Consider the following 21,832-nt stretch of genomic DNA (forward strand, 5'->3'; position numbering starts at 1 on the left):
AGCCAGCTCCTACAGAAGGGATGTGTATTCAGCGCATTTTTGTAGGAGCGAGCTTGCTCGCGAAGAACGCAAGGTCGCCGCGTTTCTTCAGGCTTCCCGCGTTGATGGTCCGTCCCTTGAGCGGGCTCCAGGCCCTTGGTGAGGAAATGGGCCGGCGCCTGGCACCGTTCCTGGCCAAGGCCAAAGGCTAACGCTGCAGGAATGCCAGCAGCAGCGTGTTGACCTGCGCGCTCTGCTCCACCTGGATCCAGTGCCCGCAGTTGGCCAGGACATGCTGTTCCAACTGCGGCACCAGCTCGGGCATGCGCTTGAGGGTGTGAGCCTCAAACACCCCCACCGGATCACGGTCGCCGATCAGGAACAGCGTCGGTTGCAGCACCTGCCGGCCCGCCAGGAACTCAGTGCGCTGCCAGTTGCGCTCGAAGTTGCGGTACCAGTTCAACGGCCCGCGAAAGCCATTGGCGAAGGTTTGCACATAGATCTCCAGGTCGTGCTGGCTGCACCAGGCCGGCAAGGCACCCGGCAGCGCGACGCCACCCAGCAAACTGGCCGTGGCCGGCTTTTGTTGCAGGAATACATCCTGATCCTGCATGAACAGGCGCAAGGTGCGCTCGATATCCGCTTCCAACTCCTGCTCCGCCACGCCGGGCTGCTGGAAGTACAGGATGTAGTTGAACCGCTCGGCATACAGCTCACGCATGATCTCGATCACCGGCCTGCGGGAGCGACCGGCGAACGGCACCGACAAGGTGACCAAGGCGCTGATACGCGCAGGTTCCAGCAAGGCCAGGTGCCAGGCAACCACCGCGCCCCAGTCATGGCCGACCATCGCCACCCGCTGATGACCGAACAGGTCCATGGCCCCCTGGATGTCCGCACACAGGGTCAACAGGTCATAGTCGGCAATCTCGGCAGGCGCGCTGCTGCGCCCATAGCCACGCATTTCAGGCACAAACACGCGATACCCGGCAGCGGCCAGCACGGGTATCTGCTGGCGCCAGGAGTGCCAGCACTCGGGAAAGCCATGGAGCAACCACACCGGTGGGCCGCTTTCGGGGCCTGCGATGTACAGGCTCAATTGAATGCCGTTGACCTGGATCGTCTGTTGTTCGATAGCACTCATCACGCAGCTCCATGAGGGGATTGCTGCAGACTGCCCCACCGGCGCGGCTCGTACCAGCATCATTGATGGGGCAAATACCTCAGGTCACCGACCACCAGCGCGGCAGCAGCGGCCGCACCTTGGGCTCGGCAAAGCGGTCATCGATCAGCATCACCACCCCCTGATCCTGCTGGGTACGAATCACGCGTCCGGCCGCCTGCACCACCTTCTGGATCCCGGGATACAGGTAGGTGTAGTCATAACCGGCACCGAACATCGCACCCATGCGCTGCTTCATCTGCTCGTTGACCGGATTGAGTTGCGCCAGGCCCAGGGTAGCGATAAAGGCGCCAATCAAGCGTGTACCGGGTAGGTCGATACCCTCGCCGAACGCCCCGCCCAGCACCGCAAACCCGACGCCCTGGCTGTGTTGGGTGAACTGGTCGAGGAAGGCCTGGCGCTCGGCCTCGGCCATCCCCCGTGATTGATGCCAGGTGGGGATCGAGGGGTGAAGTTGGGCCAGCAATTGCGCGACTTGCTGCTGGTAATCGAAGCTGCTGAAAAATGCCAGGTAGTTGCCGGGGGTACGCTCAAACTGCTGAGCGATCAACGCGACAATAGGCTCCAGGGATGCCTGGCGATGCACGAAGCGCGTGGAGATGCGGTCGATGATGCGCACCTGCAACTGCGCGGCCTCGAAGGGTGATTCCACGTCAACCCACGCCGTATCTGCCGGTAGCCCCAGCAGGTCGGCATAGTAATGCCGGGGGCTCAGGGTCGCAGAAAACAGCACGCTGCTGCGGGCCGCCGTCAAGCGCGGGCGGATGAATTCGGCCGGCACCACATTGCGCAGGCTCAAGCGCGAGAAGCGGCGCTTGGCCAGCGGGTCGCGCTGGCTGATATCAAAAATAAACTGTTCGTTGAACAGCTCCGCCACCTTGGCGAACTGCAATGCGTCGAAGTAGAAACTTTGCAGTTCGCCATTGAGCGCGTGCGGGTGGTCGTTGAAATACTCACCCATGGCGCTGGTACACAGGGCCAGGGCGTGCAGCAGCTTGTCCGGTTTGTGGGTATAGGCCTGATACACCGCGACCTGCTCCTTGTGCAGCGCATTCCATTCACGGTTGAGCCGCTGCAAGGGCTTTTTCAACGGTTCGGGGGCCGTATCGCGCAGGGTCTTCAGGGCGAACTGATCAAGATCGGCGCTGTACATTGCGCGGCCCCGTTCCACCAGGTTATGGGCTTCGTCCACCAGCACCGCGACCCGCCATTGATTGAGCTGGGCCAGGCCAAACAGCAGCGCGCCAAAATCGAAGTAATAGTTGTAGTCGGCAACCACCATGTCGCACCAGCGCGCCATTTCCTGGCTCAGGTAATAAGGGCAGACATCGTGGGCCAATGCCACTTCCCGCAGGTTGCGCTGGTCCAGCAGGCGGACCTTGGCCGTCGCTTCGCGCGCGGCCGGCAAACGATCGTAAAAGCCTTTGGCCAGCGGGCAGGAGTCGCCGTGGCAGGCTTTGTCCAGGTGTTCGCAGGCCTTGTCCCGAGCCACCAGTTCCAGCACACGCAATGGCAGGTCGGCGCTTGCGTGCAGTACCTGCACCGCGTCCAGGGCCAGTTTGCGGCCGGGGGTCTTGGCCGTCAGGAAGAACAGCTTGTCCAACTGCTGCGGCGCCAGGGCCTTGAGCATCGGGAATACCGTGCCAATGGTCTTGCCGATCCCCGTGGGCGCCTGCGCCATCAGGCATCGCCCGGTACTGACCGCCTTGTACACCGACTCAGCGAGGGTGCGCTGGCCGAGGCGAAAGCCTGCGTGGGGAAAGGCCAACGCCTTGGCCGCAGCATCGCGGGCCTGGCGCTGGCGGGCCTGCTGCTCGGCCCAGTCGAGAAACAACACGCATTGCTGATTGAAGAATTGTTCCAGCTCATCCACCGGGTAAACCTGGCTGATCACTGTTTCACGCTCACTGACGATATCGAAGTACACCAGCGCCAGTTCTATCTCGGGCAACCCCAGCTTGCTGCACATCAGCCAGCCGTACACCTTGGCCTGGGCCCAGTGCAGTTGCCGGTGGTTGGCCGGCTGGGCATCCAGGTCGCCACGGTAGGTCTTGACCTCTTCCAGCACATGGCGATCCGGGTCAAAGCCGTCGGCACGACCACGCACGGTCAGTTGCTGGTAGAGCCCTTCCAGCGCGACTTCGCTCTGATAGTGCGCGCTACGGCGTGACGCCACGGTGCGATGGCCGAGCATGCCTTCCTGGGCACTGGGCGACGGCGTGAACCGCAGATCGAGGTCCCCGACCTTGGCGGTGAACTCGCACAAGGCCCGTACGGCGACCGTGTAGCTCAAGCGCCCTGCTCCGCCCAGCGCACATAACACACAGTGACTGGCATCTGGTGCTCGCCACAGAACTCCAGCCAGCGCAGTTGGTTGTCTTGCAGGCGGTCGCCCGGGCCTTTGACTTCGATCATGCGGTAGGTTTTCTGCGCCGGCCAGAACTGGATCAGGTCCGGCATCCCGGCGCGATTGGCGCGGATATCCAGCAACAGGCGCTCGAACCAGTGCCGCAGGTGGTCGGCGGGCAGGCAATCGAGGGCCTGGTCGAGCAGTTCTTCGCTCAACACATTCCAGAATACAAAGGGCGACTGGATCCCCCACTTTTCGGCGTAGCGCTGGCGGATCGTGGTTTTGTAGCGCTGGTCGTGCAGTTGGTCCAGGCAGGCGGCAAACAGCTCGGCACGCCGCTGGTGGAAGTCCTCACTGTGTAAATCCACCGGCCCGCGCTGGAACGGGTGAAAGAACGAGCCGGGCAACGGCGCAAAGATCGCCGGCCAGCACAATAGGCCGAACAGCGAGTTGATCAGGGTGTTCTCGACGTAGTGCACCGGCCCCTCCTCATCCCCCAAGTGCGCCTGCACGCAAAACTCCACGCCAGCCACCGGTTCCGGGAATGGCAGTTCCAGGTCCAGGCGCTGGATCACCTGGGGTTTGGGCCTGGGCTGCGCCGGCTCGCCCAGTTTACGCCGCAACCGCGGCAGCACACGTAACAGGTGCTGCTGCTCGGCCGCGCTGTGGGGGGCGGCGTGTGCCTGCAGTGCCAGGGCCAGCGCCTGGGCAAAATCCTCCTGGCGCTCCAGCACCCGGATCAGCCGTGCGCGAGCGCCGGGATAGGCACAATCGCGGTAGATCGTTTGCGCCAGGGCCAGTTCGGCGAGGCGTTCGCAATGCTGGCCGACCTGGAACAACAGCTTGGCCCGGCGTTTTTCCAGCCAAGGGTTATCGGTGTTCAGTGTGGCAATCTGGGCCAGTACCTCTTCCAGTGGTGCGCCTGCCTCGAAGGCTTGCTGGCACTGGTGCAGGAACAGCAGGCCAGACACATCGTCACGATGGCGCAACCCACGGGACTCGGCGCAGAACTCGACCTTCTCGTAGGTGTAGATCCCCAGGTCCGCCAGTACAAACTCCGACCAGTCCTGGTACAGATTGCCGAAGAACATCAGGCGCAGGCGGTCACACAGGTCCATCACCGTGAGGCTGTAAAGCCGGTCGTCCAGCGCCGGGCACCATTGGTCGAAGGTGCGTTGCTCTGTGAATTGGCTGGATAACGGCGCCAACCAGTCGGTTTTCTTGCCTTTGGGTTGCTCGATCCAGGGCTTGAACGCCTGCAGGATCTCTGCTTTCTGTAACTGGCCCCACAGCTCGTCAATCGATAACAGCCCCTGCTCACTGACCCAGCCTTGCGCCAACAGCGGCTGCACCGCCGCATCGGCCACGCCAATTTCCCCATAGTTGAGCTTGCTGGCGCGAAAGTGCACGCCCTTGCGCATCACCATCCGCACCAGCAACGCCTGGGAAGTCTGCGGCAACTGGGCAAACTGCGTCATGAAGAGCTGTTCTTCGGCGTCCAGCAGATCGGCATAGCGCTGCTCCAGCCAGTCGAGCACTTGCTGAAAGTTATGCAGGTAGTAGAACGGCTCTTCGAGGGGATTGGACATGACAGGCACTTGGGCAACCACTGGTTATGCATACAGAGTGCCGTTGCATGGCGAGTGTTGCAATCGGTAATAGATCAGTGGCGCACGCAACTTTTTGTATAAAAACGATCAGATGGGGGGTGTATCCGCGTAACATTTGTTACCCGCCGCCGTTGAGCACGGGGTTTTCGAAGGATGAAGGTAAGGGTTATGAACATGAAAAACTGTGGCCTGGCGCTGGTTGCAATGACTTTTCTGGTATTGGCCGGCTGCTCGACGCAAACCGTCGTGACCTTGCAAAACGGTACCCAGTACCTGACCAAGGACACGCCGAATGCCAAGACACCGGATGGTTTCTACGAATTTACCGATATCGCGGGCAAGCGTGTACGCGTCAAGGCCGCTGATGTAGCCACCGTACGCGAAGAAAAATAAGAGATTCCCTGTAGGAGCTGGCTTGCCAGCGAAAAACGCCCAGGCACTGCAGTGATCCAGGTGCCCGGCGTTTTCGTTAACGACCATCGCCGGCAAGCCGGCTCCCACAGGGGCAGTGCCTTGCCTCAGGTGATGACGATCCCATCCGCCGACAGACTGCCAAGCCCTACGCCCACCAACGTCACCGAGTTATCCCCGAACGTCAGCAGCGTGTCGCTACCCACCGCCTTGGCATGATCGAGGTAGTTGTACTGCCCATTCACGCCCTCGACACCCATGAACACCAATTTGTCGCTCGACTGGTAGCCCACGATCCGGTCCTGACCAAAGTCCCCGTCAAACAGAAAGGTATTGCGCCCTCCCCCCGCTTCCAGCAGGTCATTGCCCGCACCGCCCACCAGCACATCATTGCCCTTGCCGCCGATCAGGTGGTCATTGCCGTCCAGGCCAAACAGCCATTTCCCGCCATCGCCCGCCTTGAGCAGATTGGCACCGGCATCACCCTTGAGCGATGCGGCGTAGGCCGTCAGGTCCCGGCCCGCCAGCAGACCTTGGTCGGTGACGCTGTGGGTCACGTCCTTGCTGAGAATCCACAGGTAGCTTTCCTTGCTTACCACCGCGCCCATATCGCGGGTCATGCTGATGCCGCCTTGTCCGTCGCGGATATACAAAGTGCCTGCGCCATCGTTGGCCACTTCGACGTTTTTCAGCGACTGCTGCAAGTCCAGGGTATTGAACCCTTTGCCGCCCAGCAGGATGTTGTAGCCACCGCCATCGCGGAAGGTGTCGTTGCCTGCACGGCCTTCCAGATAGTCATTGCCCCGGCCACCCTGGATCAGGTCATCGTTATCGCTGCCGATGATGAACGTGCTGCCCTTGTGGGGCTCGGCATTGCGATTGAGATCCTGCACCCAGGTATTGGCCCGGGCCGGGTCGGACAGGTTGGCGACAATGATGGTCGAGTCCCGCGTGGTCAGGTCATAGAACTGCGATTCAAGGATGCGGCCCATGCCATCGCCATAACCGGTGGGTAAATGGGAGATCCAGGTCGGCAGGTTGAGGATGGAGAACGGCAGGATGTTCCACAGCGTCGAGGCGTAGTGGTCGTTGAAGCTGACGATGTTATCGGCGCTGGATGCGTGCGGTTGGTCGTGCACCCCAAGGGACGACAGGTTGAACGACGAACCGTCGAGCGCCCGATACACCGGGTCGTTCTCATAGCCGATGTTCAGCACCTTGTCGCCACTGCTCTGGGTCGGCGAGGCATAGGCCACGTAGTTGGCGTCCTGGTAGAAACCCGCCCAGCTATTGTTGCTCAAGTCCGCCATGCTGTTGACCGCCAGGCCACCCAGGCTATGGCCACTGACCAGTACATCCTGGCCACTCAGGCCTTGGGCGCTGGCATACGCGGCGACCTTGCCCAGCAAATCGCCAAACGCTTGGCCCGCGTAGTTTTTCGCATAGTCCGCAGGGCCGAAAGCGGCCAGCAAGTCATTGATCACATCGCCGATTGAATCAAGGATCAGGTTCTCCCTGGGCCCTGAAGTCCCACGAAAGGCGATGCCGATTTCCAGCAGTTTGCCGGCGTCATCGTATTTGCCCAGCACCTCGACCTGGGCGCTGGTGTAGCCGGCTTTCTCGCCAAAGAACGTGCCCCGGGCATCGACCTTGCCGCCATAGTCGAGGGTGCTCGCGCTGATGGGTGTCCAGCCAGCCTTTTGCACCGCATCCAGGGCAGCCTTTTCCGAGTCGGGGTTCCACGGGATACCCGGGATCACGCCTTGGGAGTTGCCGCTGCCTATCAATGCCTGCACCAGGGTGGCCGGCAACCCCAGGCCGAAGCCGTATTGCTGGTACCCCGCGGCAAAGCCGTTATCCAGGTTGTGGTAGGAATACAACGTGATCGCCATGGCATCGGCGAACAGTGCTTTGGAATCCTCGGTCGTGAGGTTTTTGTAGTCATAGACACCCATGGTATTGCCTCTCTTTTGTTGGAATTGTCGAGAAAGCCAAAACAGTTGGAATGCGGTCAGTGTGGGAGCGGGCTTGCCCGCGATAGCGGTTTACCTAGCCAATACGCGTTATCGTTGACGTCCTTCGCGAGCAAGCTCGCTCCTACAGTTTCGATCTTCAGCGTTTAAAAGGCCCAGTCGAGGCTCAAGCCCACGCCGTGGATTTTCTCCTTGCTGGCCAGCAGGCCGTTGTAGTCAAAGTTCAGCCGCGCCTCCTTGCTCAGCGCCAGGCTGGCGCGCGCGCCCACCAAGGCGGCATCGCGCACCATTGGCGAACTTTCTACGGCAAACGAGGTGCCGCCCGAAGCAAACGCCAGGTGACGTTCGGAGTCGGTGGAGCTGAGGTTGTGCTGCCAGCCCAGGGTGCCGGAAACGTCCAGCGCCTGATGGTCGGTGAGGTTGAAGGTCTTCAAGGCCCGTACACCGAGGGTGCTGAGGACCAGGTCGCGCGTGTCGTCGCCGCCCTTGAGCGCTGCGGCATCGCCTTTCTCGCTGAACCCATCGCTGTCCAGGTGTACATAGGCCAGGTTGGCGAACGGCTCCAGTGCCAGCGGTTGCAGGTTCAAACGGTAAGCCGCTTCGGTGAAGACCTGGGTACTGCGAGCATCGACCTTGGCTTTTTGCTTGCCGGCAACCTCGCCGTATTGCAATTCACGCTTCACATCGGCGCGATGCCAGCTGTAGGTCGCCCCACCGCTCAGACGCCAGGCACCGATTTCGTGACCGGCATAGGCGCCAAAGTGGTAGCTGTCCACTGATGCCCGCGAGTGGGTGCCATCACCCATGTTCAGCGACGTGTCGCTGTAGCCGGCAACCAGTCCCAGGCGCGTGTCTTCATCCAGTGCCCCGTCCACACCGGCCAGCAGGCCGCCGATAGAGGTGGTGTAGCCCGCCGTGTCGCTGCTGCTGTCGGTTTTACCCCAGGCGCCGAGGGCCTTGACCCAGACGTTGCCACGCGTGTCGATGGTCTGTGGCGAGGTGCCCATTTCCCCCTGCTGCAGGCGCTCGCCCACCGCTTCACGCAGGTAGCGGTTGTCATTGACCAGCGCGGTTTCCAGGGCCGGGTAGATTTCCCCCGACAGCTGTTGGAACGCACCTTGCGCCGACGACGCACTCGGCGCCAGCAGCAGGCTTTCATAGACACCGTTACCAGTGCCCAGTTGCTCGGCAGCGGCCGCCACGGCACGTTGGTTATCGGTCACTGCCACGCTGGCGAAGCTGTTGGCCGTGCGCGCGACATCCAGTTGCACGCCATTGGCGCCATAGTTCAGGTTGCCGCCGACAAACAGGTAGTTGGGCAATACCTGCGCGAAGCTGCCGGTAATTCCCCCGGCCGCCTGCAAGATGTTGTACTGGCGGCCGATCAGGCTTTGGGCTTCAGGCTGGCTGAGCAGTGTCGGGCTGTTCTCCAGGGCCAGGGTCACGGTGCCGCCGTTGAGGGTCGCCTTGCCGCCGGCGACGATGCGGTCACTGCTGGTGTTCGACAGCTCTACCGCATAGGTGGAGCCGGCATCGAAGTTGACGTCGCCAGCCACGTTCAAGGTGCCGATGGAATTGCCCGGGGCCACGGTGCCGCCGCTTTTCGCCGTCAGCGCGCCGATGCTGCCGGAACCGCCCAGCACCCCGCTGTTGCTGACCGTAACCTGCGATGTAAGCGAACCATTGACCGCCAACAGCCCTTGATTGACCAGGGTCGGCCCGCTGTAGGTGTTGTTGCCGGTCAGGACCAGCGTACCGATACCCTGCTTGGTCAGGCCGCCGTGACCGGAAATGTCGTTGCTCCACACATCCCGCCCGCAGTGCACATCGTTGCACACACGCTCGGTGGGTTTGCCTGCGTCGACCACCGCCCCAACCCCCGGCAAGTCTGCGACAAACTGGCCGCTGCCATAGCCGCCGTCGATGCGAAACTCAGCCGGAATGTCCTCGGCAGTGATGAACATCCCCGGCCCGCTGACCGCCTTGCCCAGGTTGATCATGCCCCAGCCGTACAACGAGTCGATGCCTGCTGCGCCAAGGTCGGTGGCCGTGGTCTTGAGCAGCGTGGAAATCTGCTCGCCGCTCATATACGGGAACCGCTCCATCAACACGGCGGCGGCGCCAGCCACGTGGGGGGCGGCCATCGAGGTGCCGTTTTTATTGTTCCAGCCCAAGGTCATGTTATCGACCGTAGTGCCTACCATCACCGAGCTGTAAATCGCGGTGCCCGGTGCCGACACACAGAAGCTGGCGGCATAACCGCAGCGCGATGAGAAGGTGCTGATCACATAAGGGTTGGCGCTGCTGGTGTCCGGGTTGCGCTGCAACGCCGCCACTGACAGCCAATTAGGCGCGATCTCGGGTACAAAATAGGCCAGGCCGGAAATCGCATCCGGGTTGTTCAGGTTGTAGTCGTTACCGGCGGCAAAGATCGTCAGCACCCCGCTGCGCGCTGCATTGATCGCCCCCGTATAGGCGCCACCGGGTGCCGTGCCCAGCAACGGCTTGATCTGGTCGAACTGGGCCTGCGCATCGCTGAGGCTGAAATGCGGGAACGCCGGATCCTTGCCGCCCTTGGCAAACTGGTCACCGATGCCGATGCCCCAGCTGTTGTTGATGATGCGCGCGCCATGGGCCACCAGGCTGTCCCAGCCGGCCTGGTACACCGCACCGTCGTTGCCCAGGATGATCCCGTCTTCGGGCCCCGGGTCGCCGTTCTCGGCGCTGAGGATCTGCGCGTTGTACGCCACGCCATGCATCGGCCCACCGTTACGGTCGCCGGCAGCAATACCGCCGACATGGGTGCCGTGGTCACCCAGTTTGCCGTTGGAGCCCAGGGACGGCGTGCCGTCGTAGCGGAACGCATCACCGGCCTTCACCGGGATATACGGGTCGGTGTATTGGCGGATGCCTTCGGTGACCAGCACCTGCACCTTGCCAGGGCTGGAAAACTCCGGGTGCTGGGCATACACCGGCTGGTCGAAAATCCCCAGCTTCACGCCCTTGCCGCTATAGCCGGCGGCATAGGCCACATCGGCGTTGACCGCGCCCAGGCCCCAATCAGCCTTGAATTCACTGCTGCGCCAACTGGCGGCATCCCCCAGTTTGCCGGTTTCCACGTAGGGTGCGGCCTGGGCGGTACCCAGGCTGGCCAGGCAACACAGCAACGCGCCGTATGGCACGCAGCTCAGGGCCTTGAGCGGGTAGCCCGGGCCTGTTGGGATGGCGGAGTGAAACCCTCGTTGTTTTACGTTCACGGTGACCTTCCTTAGTTTTGTTGCGTTTGTTGTTCTTTTTGTTGGAGCCGATTCAGAACTGCCAATCGAGGCTCAAGCCCACGCCTTGGTTCTTCTCCCTGGAAGCCAATTGGCCGCTGTAGTCGAGGTTGACCCGCGTCGCCGCGTTCAACGCCAGGCTGGCCTTCAACCCCACCAGCGCGGCATCGCGTTGCAACGGTGTACTGCGCACGGCGAACGATGGACCGCCGGCAACAAAGGCCAGGTGCTCCTCGGATTCCACCGGCGACAGGCTGTGCTGCCAGCCCAGGGAAGCGGAAAGCTCCAGTTGCTGCTGGTCATTGAGCGCCAGGGTTTTGAGGGCGCGCAGGCCCAGGGTGCCGAGGGTTGCGTCACGACGATCACTGCCGCGCTGCAGGGCTGCGCTATCACCTTTTTCATGGAAACGTTCGCTGTCCAGGTGCACATAGGCCAGGTTGGCAAACGGCTCCAGGGCCAGCGCTTGCAGGTTCAAGCGGTAGGCCGCTTCGGTGAATACCTGGAGGCTGCGCGCATCCAACTTGGCCTTTTGTTTGCCGCTGACGTCGCCGTATTGCAGGTCGCGCTGCACATCACCGCGATGCCAGCTGTAGGCGCCGCCTGCACTGAGGCGCCAGTTACCCAGCTCGCGCCCGGCATAAGTACCCAGGTGATAGCTGTCGACATCGGCCGACGAGTGCGTGCCATCGCCCATGTTCAGCGAGCTGTTGCTGTAACCGGCCATCACGCCCACGCGGGTCTGTTCGTCCAACTGGCCATCAACCCCGAGCAGCATCCCGCCGATCGAACGGGTGTAACCGGCATATTCGCTACGGCTGTCGGCCTTGCCCCAGGCACCGAGGGCCTTGATCCAGAGGTTGCTTTCGCCCGTGGCCGGCACATGGCGCAGGCGCTCACCGACCGCATCGCGCACATGGCGGCTGTCATTGATCAACATCGCGCCAACCGCCGGGTAGATCTCACCGGACAACTGCTGGAAGGCCTGGCGGGCAACCACCGTAGAGTCGGCACTCAGCACGCTTTCATACACCGGGTTGCCGGCCCCCAACTGCTCGGCAGCGGTGGCCACGGCGCGCTGGTTGCGGGTCGCTGCGACGCTGGCAAAGCTCGCGTCATTACGGGCAATCGCCAGTTGCACACCGTTGGCCGCGTAATCGAGGTTGCCCCCCAGGAACAGGTAGTTGGGCAAGACCTCACCAAAACTGCCGGTAACCCCGCCCGCCGCCTGCAAGATGGTGTACTGGCGGCCAATCAGGCTTTGCGCCTGGGGCTGGCTGAGCAGGGTCGGGCTGTTTTCCAGGGCCAGGGTCACTATGCCGCCATTGAGGGTGGCCTGGCCGCCCGCGACGATCCGGTCACTGCTGCTGTCCGACAGCTCCACGGCATAGGTGGAGCCTGCCTCGAAACGCACATCCCCGGCCACGTTCAAGGTACCGATGGAGTTGCCCGGCGCCACCGTAGCGCCGCTGTTGGCGAGCAGCGCACCGACGCGCCCGGCACCGCCGAGGGTGCCACCCTTGTTGACCGTGACCTGCGATACCAGAGAACCATCGACCTTCAACACGCCGGCATTGACTGTGGTCGGGCCGCGGTAAGTGCTGTCGCCACTGAGCACCAGGCTCCCGGCGCCGGACTTGATCAGGCTGCCTTGATAGATGCGCTGGGAGGCCGCCGCATCGCGGGCCATGCCCACGGCATAGTCGGTCTGCTCCTGCTGGCTGGCATTGGCACCCAAGCCATTTTCCCAGCCCTTGTCATTCAAGGTCTGCTGCCATGCCAGGTGCTCGGCGCTGTCTTCGGCCTGACGCTGCAGCAGTGCCTTGTCCGAGATGCCATTGCTCCATACATCGCCCTGCCCGGCCGCCAGATTGACGTCCATCGTCCCAAGCAACTGCCCTGGCCCGTGCATCGCCCGATCCAGGTCTGGCACGCCCCAGCCGACCTTGGTGGTTGGCGCCTCGGTCACGGAACCATCCAGTTGCGTGGCGGTGGTCAGCAGCACTTGCAGGGCCTGCTCATTGTTCAGGTACGGGTAGCGTTCCATCACCAGCGCCAAGGCGCCCGTGGCATGGGGCGCCGACATCGAGGTGCCGGACTTCACGGCGTAACCACCGCCGGGAATGGTGCTGTCGATTTTTGCGCCGGGGGTGGAAATGCACCAGTACTTGGCAATGCCACACTGGTTGTATTTCTGGTTGTTCGCCTGGTCCAACCCCGACACCGCCAGCCAGTGGCCTTCCAACTCCGGTTCAAAGTACGGCAAGGCCGAACGCACGCTGGCGTTGGCATAGCCGCTGTTACCGGCGCTGAACACATTGATCACCCCGGCCCGGGCCACATCGGCGGCGGCATCCAGCCACGTGCCCTGGTTGAAGTGTTGCGCGTAGGCGGCGTGCAGGCCGGCCAGGGTCTGATAGCTGACATCCTTGGGTTGGCTGCCCCAACTGTTGTTGATCGCCCGCACTCCAGAGTCGACCATGGCGCTGTACACCGCCTTGAAATATTTGGGGTCGGGTGTTGGGCCAAACAGGAAGCTGTCGTTGGCGTTGGTATTGCCCACATAGATCTGCGCGTTGTAGGCAACGCCATGCATGCCGTTGCCGTCACGGGCCGCGCCCATGGTGCCGGTGACGTGGGTGCCGTGGGAGTCGTTGTTGGGGTTCAGTGCGCCAGTGGTGGAGAACGGGTTGCCATCTACATAAGTACCGCTGGCGGTCACTGGGCGAAAGCGCTCCGGGGAGGCCTCCGGATGGCTGGCATCGAAGCCCGAGTCCAGCGCACCGATCTTGACCCCGGCACCGCTGATTCCCGCGGCATAGGCTTGCTCGGCCTGCATACGCCCCAGGCCCCAGTCCCGCTGGAACTCGGCCGAACGCCAACTGGCGGGGTCGCCCAACTTACCGGTTTCCACATAGGGGGCGGCCTGGGCGGTCCCCAGGGAGGCCAGCCCACACAGCATCACGCAGTGATAGCCTCGTTGCTTTACGTTCACGGTGACCTTCCTCTTTTTATTGTGTTTGTTACGCCCCTGTAGGCACCGGCTTACCGGCCCCTACAGGGTCAGCGTTGGGCTGGGCCGAAGGCTTCGTCGACCTTGGCCAGGTCGGTGTCGCGCAGGCTGCCCGCGTAGTAATGCAATTTGGTCCAGGCCATCAGGTAGTCGTAACGGGCCTGGGCCAGGTCGCGACGGGTGCTGTACAGCTGCTGTTCGGCGTTGAGGGCATCGAGGTTGACGCGCTCGCCGCCAAGGATGCTTTGCTTGGTCGACACCACCAGCGCTTCGGCGGAGGCCAGGGCCTTTTGATAGGCGCGCAGCTTGCTCACACCAGACAGACAAGCGCTGAACTGGCGGCGCAGTTCGATCAGCGTTTCGCGGGTCTTGCCCTCCAATTCGTACTCGGCCTGTTCCATCGAGCGGGCGGCCTGGCGAGTGGACGCCGAGACACCGCCACCGGCATACAGCGGCACGCTGACTTCAATGCCGATGGTGTTGGTGTCGTAGCGCTGGTTGTAGGTGTTACTGCTGTCGGACTCTTGCTGGCGCGAGCTGGCGTAGGCAGTCACCCGTGGCAGGTGCCCGGCACGGTTGCGCTCCACTTCATAACGCGCCACTTCCACGGCCTGGCGCTGAGAGGCCAGTGTCGGGTTGTTGGTGATTGCCAGCTCATGCCAACTGTCATAGTTGGCCGGTGTCAGGGTGAAGGCGGCAAAGTCCTGATTCAACGGTGCCAGGTCGGCGATATCGACGCTGTGCACACCGAGCAATGCCCCCAATTCACGCAGCGACGCATCCTGCTCATCCAGGGCCTGGATCTCTTCGGCGGTGGCCAGCTCATAACGCGACTCCGCCTCCAGAATGTCGGTGCGCGTGCCCTCGCCTTGCTGGAACAGGTGCTGGTTCTGCTGGAACTGCTGCTCGAACGCCTTCTTCTTGGCCCGGGCAATCTCGATCTGGTCCTGGGCGAACAGGGCCTGGGTGTAATAGGTCAGTACCCGCACCAACAGCGCCTGGCTCTTGTCGCGGAAACTCTCGTCGGCAAACAGCGCCTGGGCCACGCCCTTGCGGTAGTTGGCATAGGCTTCGTAGTCGAACAGCGGCTGTTGCAGGGTGAAGGTCGAGCCGAAGCTGTTGTAGTTGCGGTCGTCGTGATAGTGACCACCACGGCCATCGGGCAGGTTGGCCTGGGAGTTGTTGCGGCCCTTGTTGTAGTTGTAGGACAGCCGGGGCAACAGGCCGGCGCGGCCAATGGTGCGGTTTTCCAGGCCGGCGTCACGCTCCTTGATCGCGCCAAGGAATACCGGATCATTACGCAGGGCCTGCTCATACACATCAAACGGTCCCATGGCGGCCTGGGCGCTGCTGCACGCGAGCAGCAAGGCGATGAACACTGGTTTCATGCTCATTCCTCGGTCAGCGCCGAGCCGGCACGATCGAGCAGCGGCTTGAACAGATAGTTGAGCAACGAGCGCTCGCCGGTACGCACAAACATCTCGGCGGGCATGCCGGGCTTGATCACCAGGCCGTGGAGTTTTTCCAGGGCGTCGTCGCTGACCGTGGTGCGCAGCACGTAATACGGCGCCCCGGTCTTTTCGTCGAGCATCTGGTCGGCAGAGATCAGGCTCACTTCCCCCGGCACCCGTGGCGTACGGCTCTGGTTGAAAGCGGTGAACAGAATGTCCACCGGCAGATGAGTGCCGACCTTGTCCACCAGGTTCACCGGCAGGCGCCCCTCCACTTCCAGGCGCGTGCCCTGGGGCACGATTTCCAGCAGGGTTTCCCCGGCCCGCACCACGGCACCTTCGGTGTGTACGCCGAGGTTGACGGCAATGCCATCGGCTGGGGCGTTGATTTCACTGTGTTGCAGGTCGAAACCGGCCGATGTCAGTTGTTGCTCCAGGGTCAGGCTGCGCAGTTGCGCGTCGGCCAACTGGCTGCGGACTTCCTTTTGATACTCCTCGCTGTGCTGTTGCAACTTGAGGCGTGATTCGAGAATGCCTTGCTCGATACGCCCGCTTTCACCGGTGTTCTGCGCCAGGTCCTGCTGCACCTGGGACAGTTGGCGCTGGTACTCCAGCAAGCGGTTGCGCGGGATGTAGCCATTGTCGGCCAACGGTTGCAGGTTGCTCAGTTGATCACGCAGCGATTGCGCCTGGGCGTTCAAGTCCGTGCGCGCACGGCGCATACCATTGAGCTGGGCGCTGGCGCCTTCGATACTGGCGCGGATCCCGGCCTGTTCGCGGGCAAAGGCCTCACGCCGGCTGCTGAACAACTGGCGCTGGCCCTCCAGCACCAAGGCCAGCGCAGGATCGGGGCTAGCGCTCAGTTCGGCGGGAAACATCACCGAAGGTAAGCTGTCGCGCTCGCTCTGCCAGCGGGCAACACTGGCCCAGGCCATGCGGTACTGGGCTTGCAAGGAATGCACGTCGGCCTGGCTTTGGGTCTGGTCGAGGCGAAACAACGGCTGGCCTTGCTTGACCACCTCGCCTTCGCGCACCAGGATCCGGCTGACCACGCCAGGGCTCAGGGTTTGCACGGCCTTGCGTTTGCCGGACACCACCACCGTACCCTGCACAGGAATGCCCTGGTCCAGGGGCGCCAGGCTGGCCCAGAGGAAGAACCCGCCGGCACCGACCACCGTCATCAGCCAGCCCAGGCGGGAGAAAAAACGCGCATCGCGCTCGGGAAAGGTCTGTTCGTTTGGCAGGCTGTTATCGGTGCTCATTGGCCTGGATTCCTTGCCGCAGGGTATTGACGGTTGAGGCTGACGCCGGCCTTTTCACGGGGTTGTTCCGGTTGCCCGGACAGCGCTCGCAGCACCTCCTGGCTCGGGCCGAACGCTTGCAGGCGGCCCTCGTTGAGCACCAGCAGTTTGTCGGCCTGGGCCAGCGCCGAAGAGCGGTGGGTCACCAGGATCACGCTGCTGCCCTGGGCTTTCATCTGCATGATGGCGCTGGCCAAAGCGGCCTCGCCCACGGTATCGAGGTTGGAATTGGGTTCGTCGAGCACGATCAGGCGCGGCCCGCCATACAGCGCGCGGGCCAGGGCCACCCGTTGTTTCTGCCCGCCGGACAGGCCGCTGCCGTCGTCGCCCAAGACCGTGTCGTAGCCCTGGGGCAAGCGCAGGATCAAGTCATGCACACCGGCTTGCTGGGCAGCCTGCACCACCTGCTCGGGGTCAGCCTGGCGAAAGCGCGCGATGTTATCGGCGATGCTGCCGCTGAACAGTTCGATGTCCTGGGGCAAGTAACCGACGTGCGGACCGAGGTCGTCGCGGTCCCAGCGATGAATGTCGGCGCCATCCAGGCGCACCGTGCCGGCCAGGGTCGGCCACACGCCCACCAGCACCCGCGCCAGGGTCGACTTGCCGGAGCCGGAGGCCCCCAGCACACCCAGTACTTCGCCGGCCGCCAGGTTGAAACTGACCTGATGCAAGGTCGCCACCCGCCGCCCCGGAGGCCCGGCGCTGACCTGCTCGAAACTCACCTGCCCCTTGGGCGCCGGCAATGCCATGGCCTGCGCCCCGGGCGGAAACTCCTGCAACAGCTCATCCAGGCGCTGGTAGGCCAGCTTGGCCGAGCTCCATTGCTTCCACACCGCGATCAACTGGTCGATCGGGCTGAGCACTCGGCCCATCAGAATGGTCCCGGCGATCATCATCCCGGCGGTCATCTGGCCCTTGATCACCAACAAGGCACCGAGCCCCAGCACCAAAGATTGCAGGAGCAGGCGCAGGGATTTGCTCAGGGAACTGATCACCGAACCGGTGTCGCTGGCCTGGTTCTGCAAGCCGAGGAACCGTGAATGCACCTGGAACCAACGGCTGCGCAACGCCCCAAGCATGCCCATGGCCTGGATGGTCTCGGCATTGTGCAAGTGACTGGTGGCCAATTGGGTGGACTGCTGGGAATAACCGCTGGCTTCGCGCAACGGTTTTTTGGTCAGGTATTCATTGAGGCAAGCCAAAGCGATCAACAACACTGCACCCGCCGTGGCCAACACCCCGAGCCACACGTTGAACAGGAAGATCACCAGCAAGTAGATGGGGAACCACGGCGCATCAAAGAAGGCAAACAGCGCAGGCCCCGTGAGGAACTGGCGAATATGGGTCAAATCCCCCAGGGATTGCCCGGCGTGGCCTTCGCCACGTTGCAGGTTGCGCTCGAAAGCAGCCTTGTACACCTGCAGGTTGAACCGTCGCTCCAACTGGCTGCCGATGCGGATCACGATAAAGCTGCGCACCACTTCCAGGGTGCCGATAAAGGCAAAGAAGCCCACCACCATCAGGGTCAGCATGACCAGGGTGGTTTCGTTCTGTGATGACAGCACCCGGTCATAGACTTGCAACATATAAATGGACGGCACCAGCATCAGCAGGTTAATCAACGCCGTAAAACAGCCGACGCTGATCAGGATACTTTTATAAGCGCCAAGGGCCTTAAACAAGGGTGCGGCAGGAGTGGTCTTCGCCATGTTGCTTGATCTTCCCCGGGGCTGAAATACACACAGCAGTTTGCCCGGCGCGCCATAATGGGGCAGGCAACTACTTCAATTATGCTTAGTTCATCAAAAGTGACAGATAGACGACTATCACTTTCAATAAATGACTCTACGGTCAGTGGTTATAACGATATAACCATTTGTTCAATTATTGTGTGCGCTGCAATATCAAGGCGAGTCCGGACTTGGAAGTCACCGTATATTCACCGTCTTTCTGCCGGCTCAAATGGGCAATCCCCGTCCCCTCGGCATTTATCAGCAGTATTCCATCTGGCGTGGGCAGCCATGTCTGGGGTTTTTCTCCCAGCCACTGTTGCGCACACTGCACATCCCCTTTGAGGCCGTTGGGCTGGGCAATCAGATCCAGCTCGCAGACCTGCTCCTGCTGTCGCAGCTGCCAATGGCCGGCCAGTTGCGTGGTGCTGGGTAAAACAAGACTGCTTGCCATTGCGTGGGCTCCTGCCGACACCAGCAATGCCGGGATCAACCAGGCGATTGCGTTGCGAAAAATAGTCATCACCATTACCCGTTCACGGGGTTGTTGCAAGCAAAGAGCAGCGCCAGGGCGCCGCCCTTCGTTAAGCCTTGATCAAGCCACGATGTCGCTGTAGGCCGCCTGGCCTACGGTGGTGACGAGGAAGTCCGCCACGCCGTGCCCAGAGAAGTCCACCGCCAACGTGCCCAGGTTGGTACCCGAGGCGTAGGTCAGCACGGCATCACCGGCGCTGCCTGTGAAGGCGTTGACGAAATTCAGGCCGCTCCCCTGGGTGATACCGGTCAGGTCGATCTTGTCCGAACCCGAGGTGAAGTCGAGGATCTGATCCGCTGCACCTGGCTTGGAATCGGAACTGGCACCGAACACAAAGGTGTCCGAACCCGCACCGCCCCACAGTTTGTCAGCACCGCCGCCACCGTAGATCAGGTCATTGCCGGCACCACCCTTGAGGGTGTTGGCCGCCGCATTACCGATCAGCAGGTCGTTGCCCGAGCCACCGAAGGCGTTTTCCACGGTCACACCCTGGGCGATCGACACGTTACCCACCAGGCCGCCCACGTCAGAGAACGAGGTCTCGTTGAGGTTGATTTTCTGGTTCTGGGTAAAGCCGGAGAAGTCCAGGGTGTCATTGCCACCGCCGTCCCACACCGAGAACACCAGCTTGTCGGCATTGGACGTGGCGCTGAGGTGGTCGCGCCCGGTGTTGGAGTTGAACCCGTAGGTGGTATCACCGGCACGGGTGTTGTAGTTGGCACCATAGAGCTTCTGGATTGCCGCAATATCGTCGATCAGCGGGCCGGAGGCATAGGCCTCTACCCCGCCCTTGGTGAAGTTCTGGTTGGTGTTGAACTCACTCCAGTAGCTCATGACGCTGTAGCCACGGGTGTCCTGGCCGTAGTCCGCGTCTTTGTAAGACGGGTTGCCGGTCCCGGCGTTGTAGTCGCCAGGGTGATCCAGGCCCAGGGTGTGGCCGATTTCGTGAGTCAGGGTCTGGCGTCCGTAGTTGTTCAGGCCAGGGTTGATGTTATCGGTGTAGCCTCGGTTGATCAGGTACCAGGAAGTGCCATCCGTGCCACTTGTGTTGTACTTCTCATTGGTGCCCGGCAGATAGGCAAAAGCCGCGGCGCCATCCTGGCCCGCACTGTAGTTGCCGAAGGTCATGTGGAAGTCGCCGCCCGAGGCTTTCTCGGTGAAGGTGACATTGGCCACATCGGCCCAGGATTGCATGGCCAGTACGGCCTGGCCTTTTTGCAGGTTGCTGAACTGGCTGAACCCGGAGATACCATGCTTGTTCATGGTCGCCGAGGAGGCCGAAGTCAGGAAGGTGTAGGTAAGATCGATCCTGCCGTTGCCGTCAACGTCCCGGTAGGCCGCGTTTTCGCGCAGCAAATGGTCCGCTGCCTGGTCGACAGAGAACGAAGGTTTGCCATTGACCGTGAGATTGCCGCCACGGTCATACAAATGGCTAAAGCTATCGATCTGTGAATAGGCACTACTTGCTTGAGCTGCCGAGACAATAGCTTTGTCTTTTACTTTCGACATAAACGTACTTCCTTGTTTGCAAGTGGAACAGTTTTTGTCCGATAGCGACGCTCTCCGGCGAGAGCGTCCTATCACTCGCCTCTTATGAAGGCGAAAGAAAACTGACACAATTTTAAATCAGACGTCCAGCACTTTTTTTGCCAGGAAAGTGCGCAGAACGAATAATGCCTGCAAACATTGGGAAATACGTCTTCTATCCTGCGTAATGAGCAGCGCGACGCAAGCCCGGCTATTTAAATATTAAATAATGCTAAACAGTTAAATGCCAGACAGGTCACATTTCAATATTGAATGGATCCAATATATTGAGTGGGGTGCACTTTTAAAGTGCCACCGTGTCATTGTAAATATTAAGCAGCCATTGTTTTATTATTATTGACAGCTTGCTAATACGTCGATGATTCGCTGGCGATTTCAAGGTCGTTGCCAACCAGTCTGGTGCAGCGCTTCGAGCAACGTCCGCCCATCCAAACCCGGCACCAGCACACCTTCGGCAGTGGTCATGTCCTCCCCTGCGAGGATCGCGTTGATGATGGCTTCTTCCACCGCCTCCGCCGCCGCACTGAACAACGGCGAAATATGATCGTTATTGACCATGTTCAGTGCCGTGCTGAGCGGTAAATCCTTGCGCCCGTAATCTGCCGCCGGCAGGTCCTGGTTGCCGGTGGCAAACGCCAGGAACAGATCGCCACTGGAATCCTCGGTACCGCCGCCGGTGCGTGCAATACCGATGGATGCGCGTTGCGCCAGGCGCTGACACTGGTGGGGCAATAACGGTGCGTCGGTAGCGATAATCACCACAATGGAGCCCATGCCCGGGGTGCCACGAGCGGCAAACGGCGAGGCAATTTCCATCAGGTGTCGCCCCACCGGATAGCCATCGACTCGCAGTTCCTGGCGCTTGCCGTGGTTGGCCTGCACCAGCACGCCAACGGTCCAGCCGCCCTGCTCCCCTGGCAACTTGCGCGAGGCGCTGCCAATGCCGCCCTTGAACTCATGGCAAATCATCCCGGTGCCGCCACCCACCGCGCCTTCCTGCACCGGGCCCGATTCTGCATTGGCCATGGCTTGGAGCACATGCTCCGGGCCGATGTGCTGGCCCCAGATATCGTTGAGCAGGCCGTCATAGGTTTCCATCACCACCGGCATGCACCAGTACACCGCCGGGTCAGCCAGGCTGTCGCGCTCCAGGGCGATCAAGGTGTCGCGCACAATACCGATACTGTGGGTATTGGTGATCGCCAGGGGCGTGGTCAACAGCCCGGCTTCGCCGATCCACTCAAGGCCGGTGGCGTCGCCGTTGCCATTGAGCACGTGATACCCGGCAAAACACGGCTGCAGGCGAGCAGCACCGGCCCGCGGCTGGATCAGCGTGACCCCGGTGCGCACCTGCTTGCCATCGATCTGCGCCTTGACCGTGCTGTGACCGACCCGAACCCCAGGGACATCGGTAATCGCATTCAATTCGCCGGGTATCCCCAGCCCCAACGTAATGCCCAATTGACGTGCGCGCAT

Annotated in this window: 13 protein-coding genes and 1 pseudogene; 2 read left to right on the forward strand and 12 right to left on the reverse strand. The window is 61.8% G+C overall.

Annotated features, from left to right (window positions below; translation table 11 throughout):
- Positions 1-101: 101 nt before the first annotated feature.
- Positions 102-191: pseudogene (locus H097_RS27850) on the forward strand (nuclear transport factor 2 family protein); the annotation flags it as partial.
- Here H097_RS27850 and H097_RS16690 read toward each other — a convergent pair.
- From H097_RS16690 to H097_RS16700, 3 genes are all read right to left on the reverse strand, one after another.
- Positions 188-1,123 (reverse strand): alpha/beta hydrolase, encoded by a 936-nt coding sequence (locus tag H097_RS16690; RefSeq protein WP_032861131.1) that lies wholly within the window; start codon positions 1,121-1,123, stop codon positions 188-190. The pseudogene H097_RS27850 and the gene H097_RS16690 overlap by 4 nt on opposite strands.
- A 79-nt stretch (positions 1,124-1,202) precedes the next feature.
- Positions 1,203-3,455: an ATP-dependent DNA helicase gene (locus tag H097_RS16695; protein WP_032861132.1), complete on the reverse strand. Its 2,253-nt coding sequence runs from the start codon at positions 3,453-3,455 to the stop codon at positions 1,203-1,205.
- Positions 3,452-5,101: a VRR-NUC domain-containing protein gene (locus tag H097_RS16700; RefSeq protein ID WP_032861134.1), complete on the reverse strand. Its 1,650-nt coding sequence runs from the start codon at positions 5,099-5,101 to the stop codon at positions 3,452-3,454. The genes H097_RS16695 and H097_RS16700 overlap by 4 nt, the downstream gene beginning before the upstream one ends.
- A 189-nt stretch (positions 5,102-5,290) precedes the next feature.
- Between H097_RS16700 and H097_RS16705 the strand changes: the two genes are divergently transcribed.
- On the forward strand, positions 5,291-5,515 hold the full coding sequence (locus tag H097_RS16705; RefSeq protein ID WP_032861135.1) for a YgdI/YgdR family lipoprotein: 225 nt from the start codon (positions 5,291-5,293) through the stop codon (positions 5,513-5,515).
- Between the two features lie 125 nt (positions 5,516-5,640).
- Here H097_RS16705 and H097_RS16710 read toward each other — a convergent pair whose 3' ends face one another.
- The 9 genes from H097_RS16710 to H097_RS16750 form a co-directional block, all read right to left on the reverse strand.
- A complete protein-coding gene (locus H097_RS16710) occupies positions 5,641-7,488 on the reverse strand; it encodes a polyurethanase (RefSeq protein ID WP_032861137.1) in 1,848 nt (615 codons plus the stop codon).
- A 164-nt stretch (positions 7,489-7,652) separates the two neighbouring features.
- Complete coding sequence (locus H097_RS16715) at positions 7,653-10,763, reverse strand: autotransporter serine protease (protein WP_032861139.1); 3,111 nt, start codon at positions 10,761-10,763, stop codon at positions 7,653-7,655.
- A gap of 52 nt (positions 10,764-10,815) precedes the next feature.
- The gene (locus H097_RS16720) at positions 10,816-13,740 is read right to left on the reverse strand and encodes an autotransporter serine protease (RefSeq protein ID WP_050593387.1); all 2,925 of its coding nucleotides are present in this window, start codon (positions 13,738-13,740) and stop codon (positions 10,816-10,818) included.
- Between the two features lie 101 nt (positions 13,741-13,841).
- The gene (locus tag H097_RS16725) at positions 13,842-15,179 is read right to left on the reverse strand and encodes a TolC family outer membrane protein (protein ID WP_032861142.1); all 1,338 of its coding nucleotides are present in this window, start codon (positions 15,177-15,179) and stop codon (positions 13,842-13,844) included.
- A 2-nt stretch (positions 15,180-15,181) separates the two neighbouring features.
- On the reverse strand, positions 15,182-16,504 hold the full coding sequence (locus H097_RS16730) for an HlyD family type I secretion periplasmic adaptor subunit (RefSeq protein ID WP_032861144.1): 1,323 nt from the start codon (positions 16,502-16,504) through the stop codon (positions 15,182-15,184).
- Positions 16,501-18,252 (reverse strand): type I secretion system permease/ATPase, encoded by a 1,752-nt coding sequence (locus H097_RS16735; RefSeq protein WP_032861145.1) that lies wholly within the window; start codon positions 18,250-18,252, stop codon positions 16,501-16,503. Before H097_RS16735 ends, H097_RS16730 begins: the two co-directional genes overlap by 4 nt.
- Positions 18,253-18,427: 175 nt before the next feature.
- Positions 18,428-18,796 carry an AprI/Inh family metalloprotease inhibitor gene (locus H097_RS16740; protein ID WP_032861439.1) on the reverse strand — a complete coding sequence of 123 codons (369 nt, stop codon included), beginning with the start codon at positions 18,794-18,796 and terminating at the stop codon, positions 18,428-18,430.
- 72 nt (positions 18,797-18,868) lie between these two features.
- Positions 18,869-20,317, reverse strand: coding sequence for a serralysin family metalloprotease (locus H097_RS16745; RefSeq protein WP_032861147.1), 1,449 nt, complete (start codon positions 20,315-20,317; stop codon positions 18,869-18,871).
- 414 nt (positions 20,318-20,731) lie between these two features.
- Positions 20,732-21,832 (reverse strand): P1 family peptidase, encoded by a 1,101-nt coding sequence (locus tag H097_RS16750; RefSeq protein WP_032861148.1) that lies wholly within the window; start codon positions 21,830-21,832, stop codon positions 20,732-20,734.

This window comes from Pseudomonas sp. FH4, assembly GCF_000510915.2.
Lineage (GTDB): Bacteria > Pseudomonadota > Gammaproteobacteria > Pseudomonadales > Pseudomonadaceae > Aquipseudomonas > Aquipseudomonas brenneri.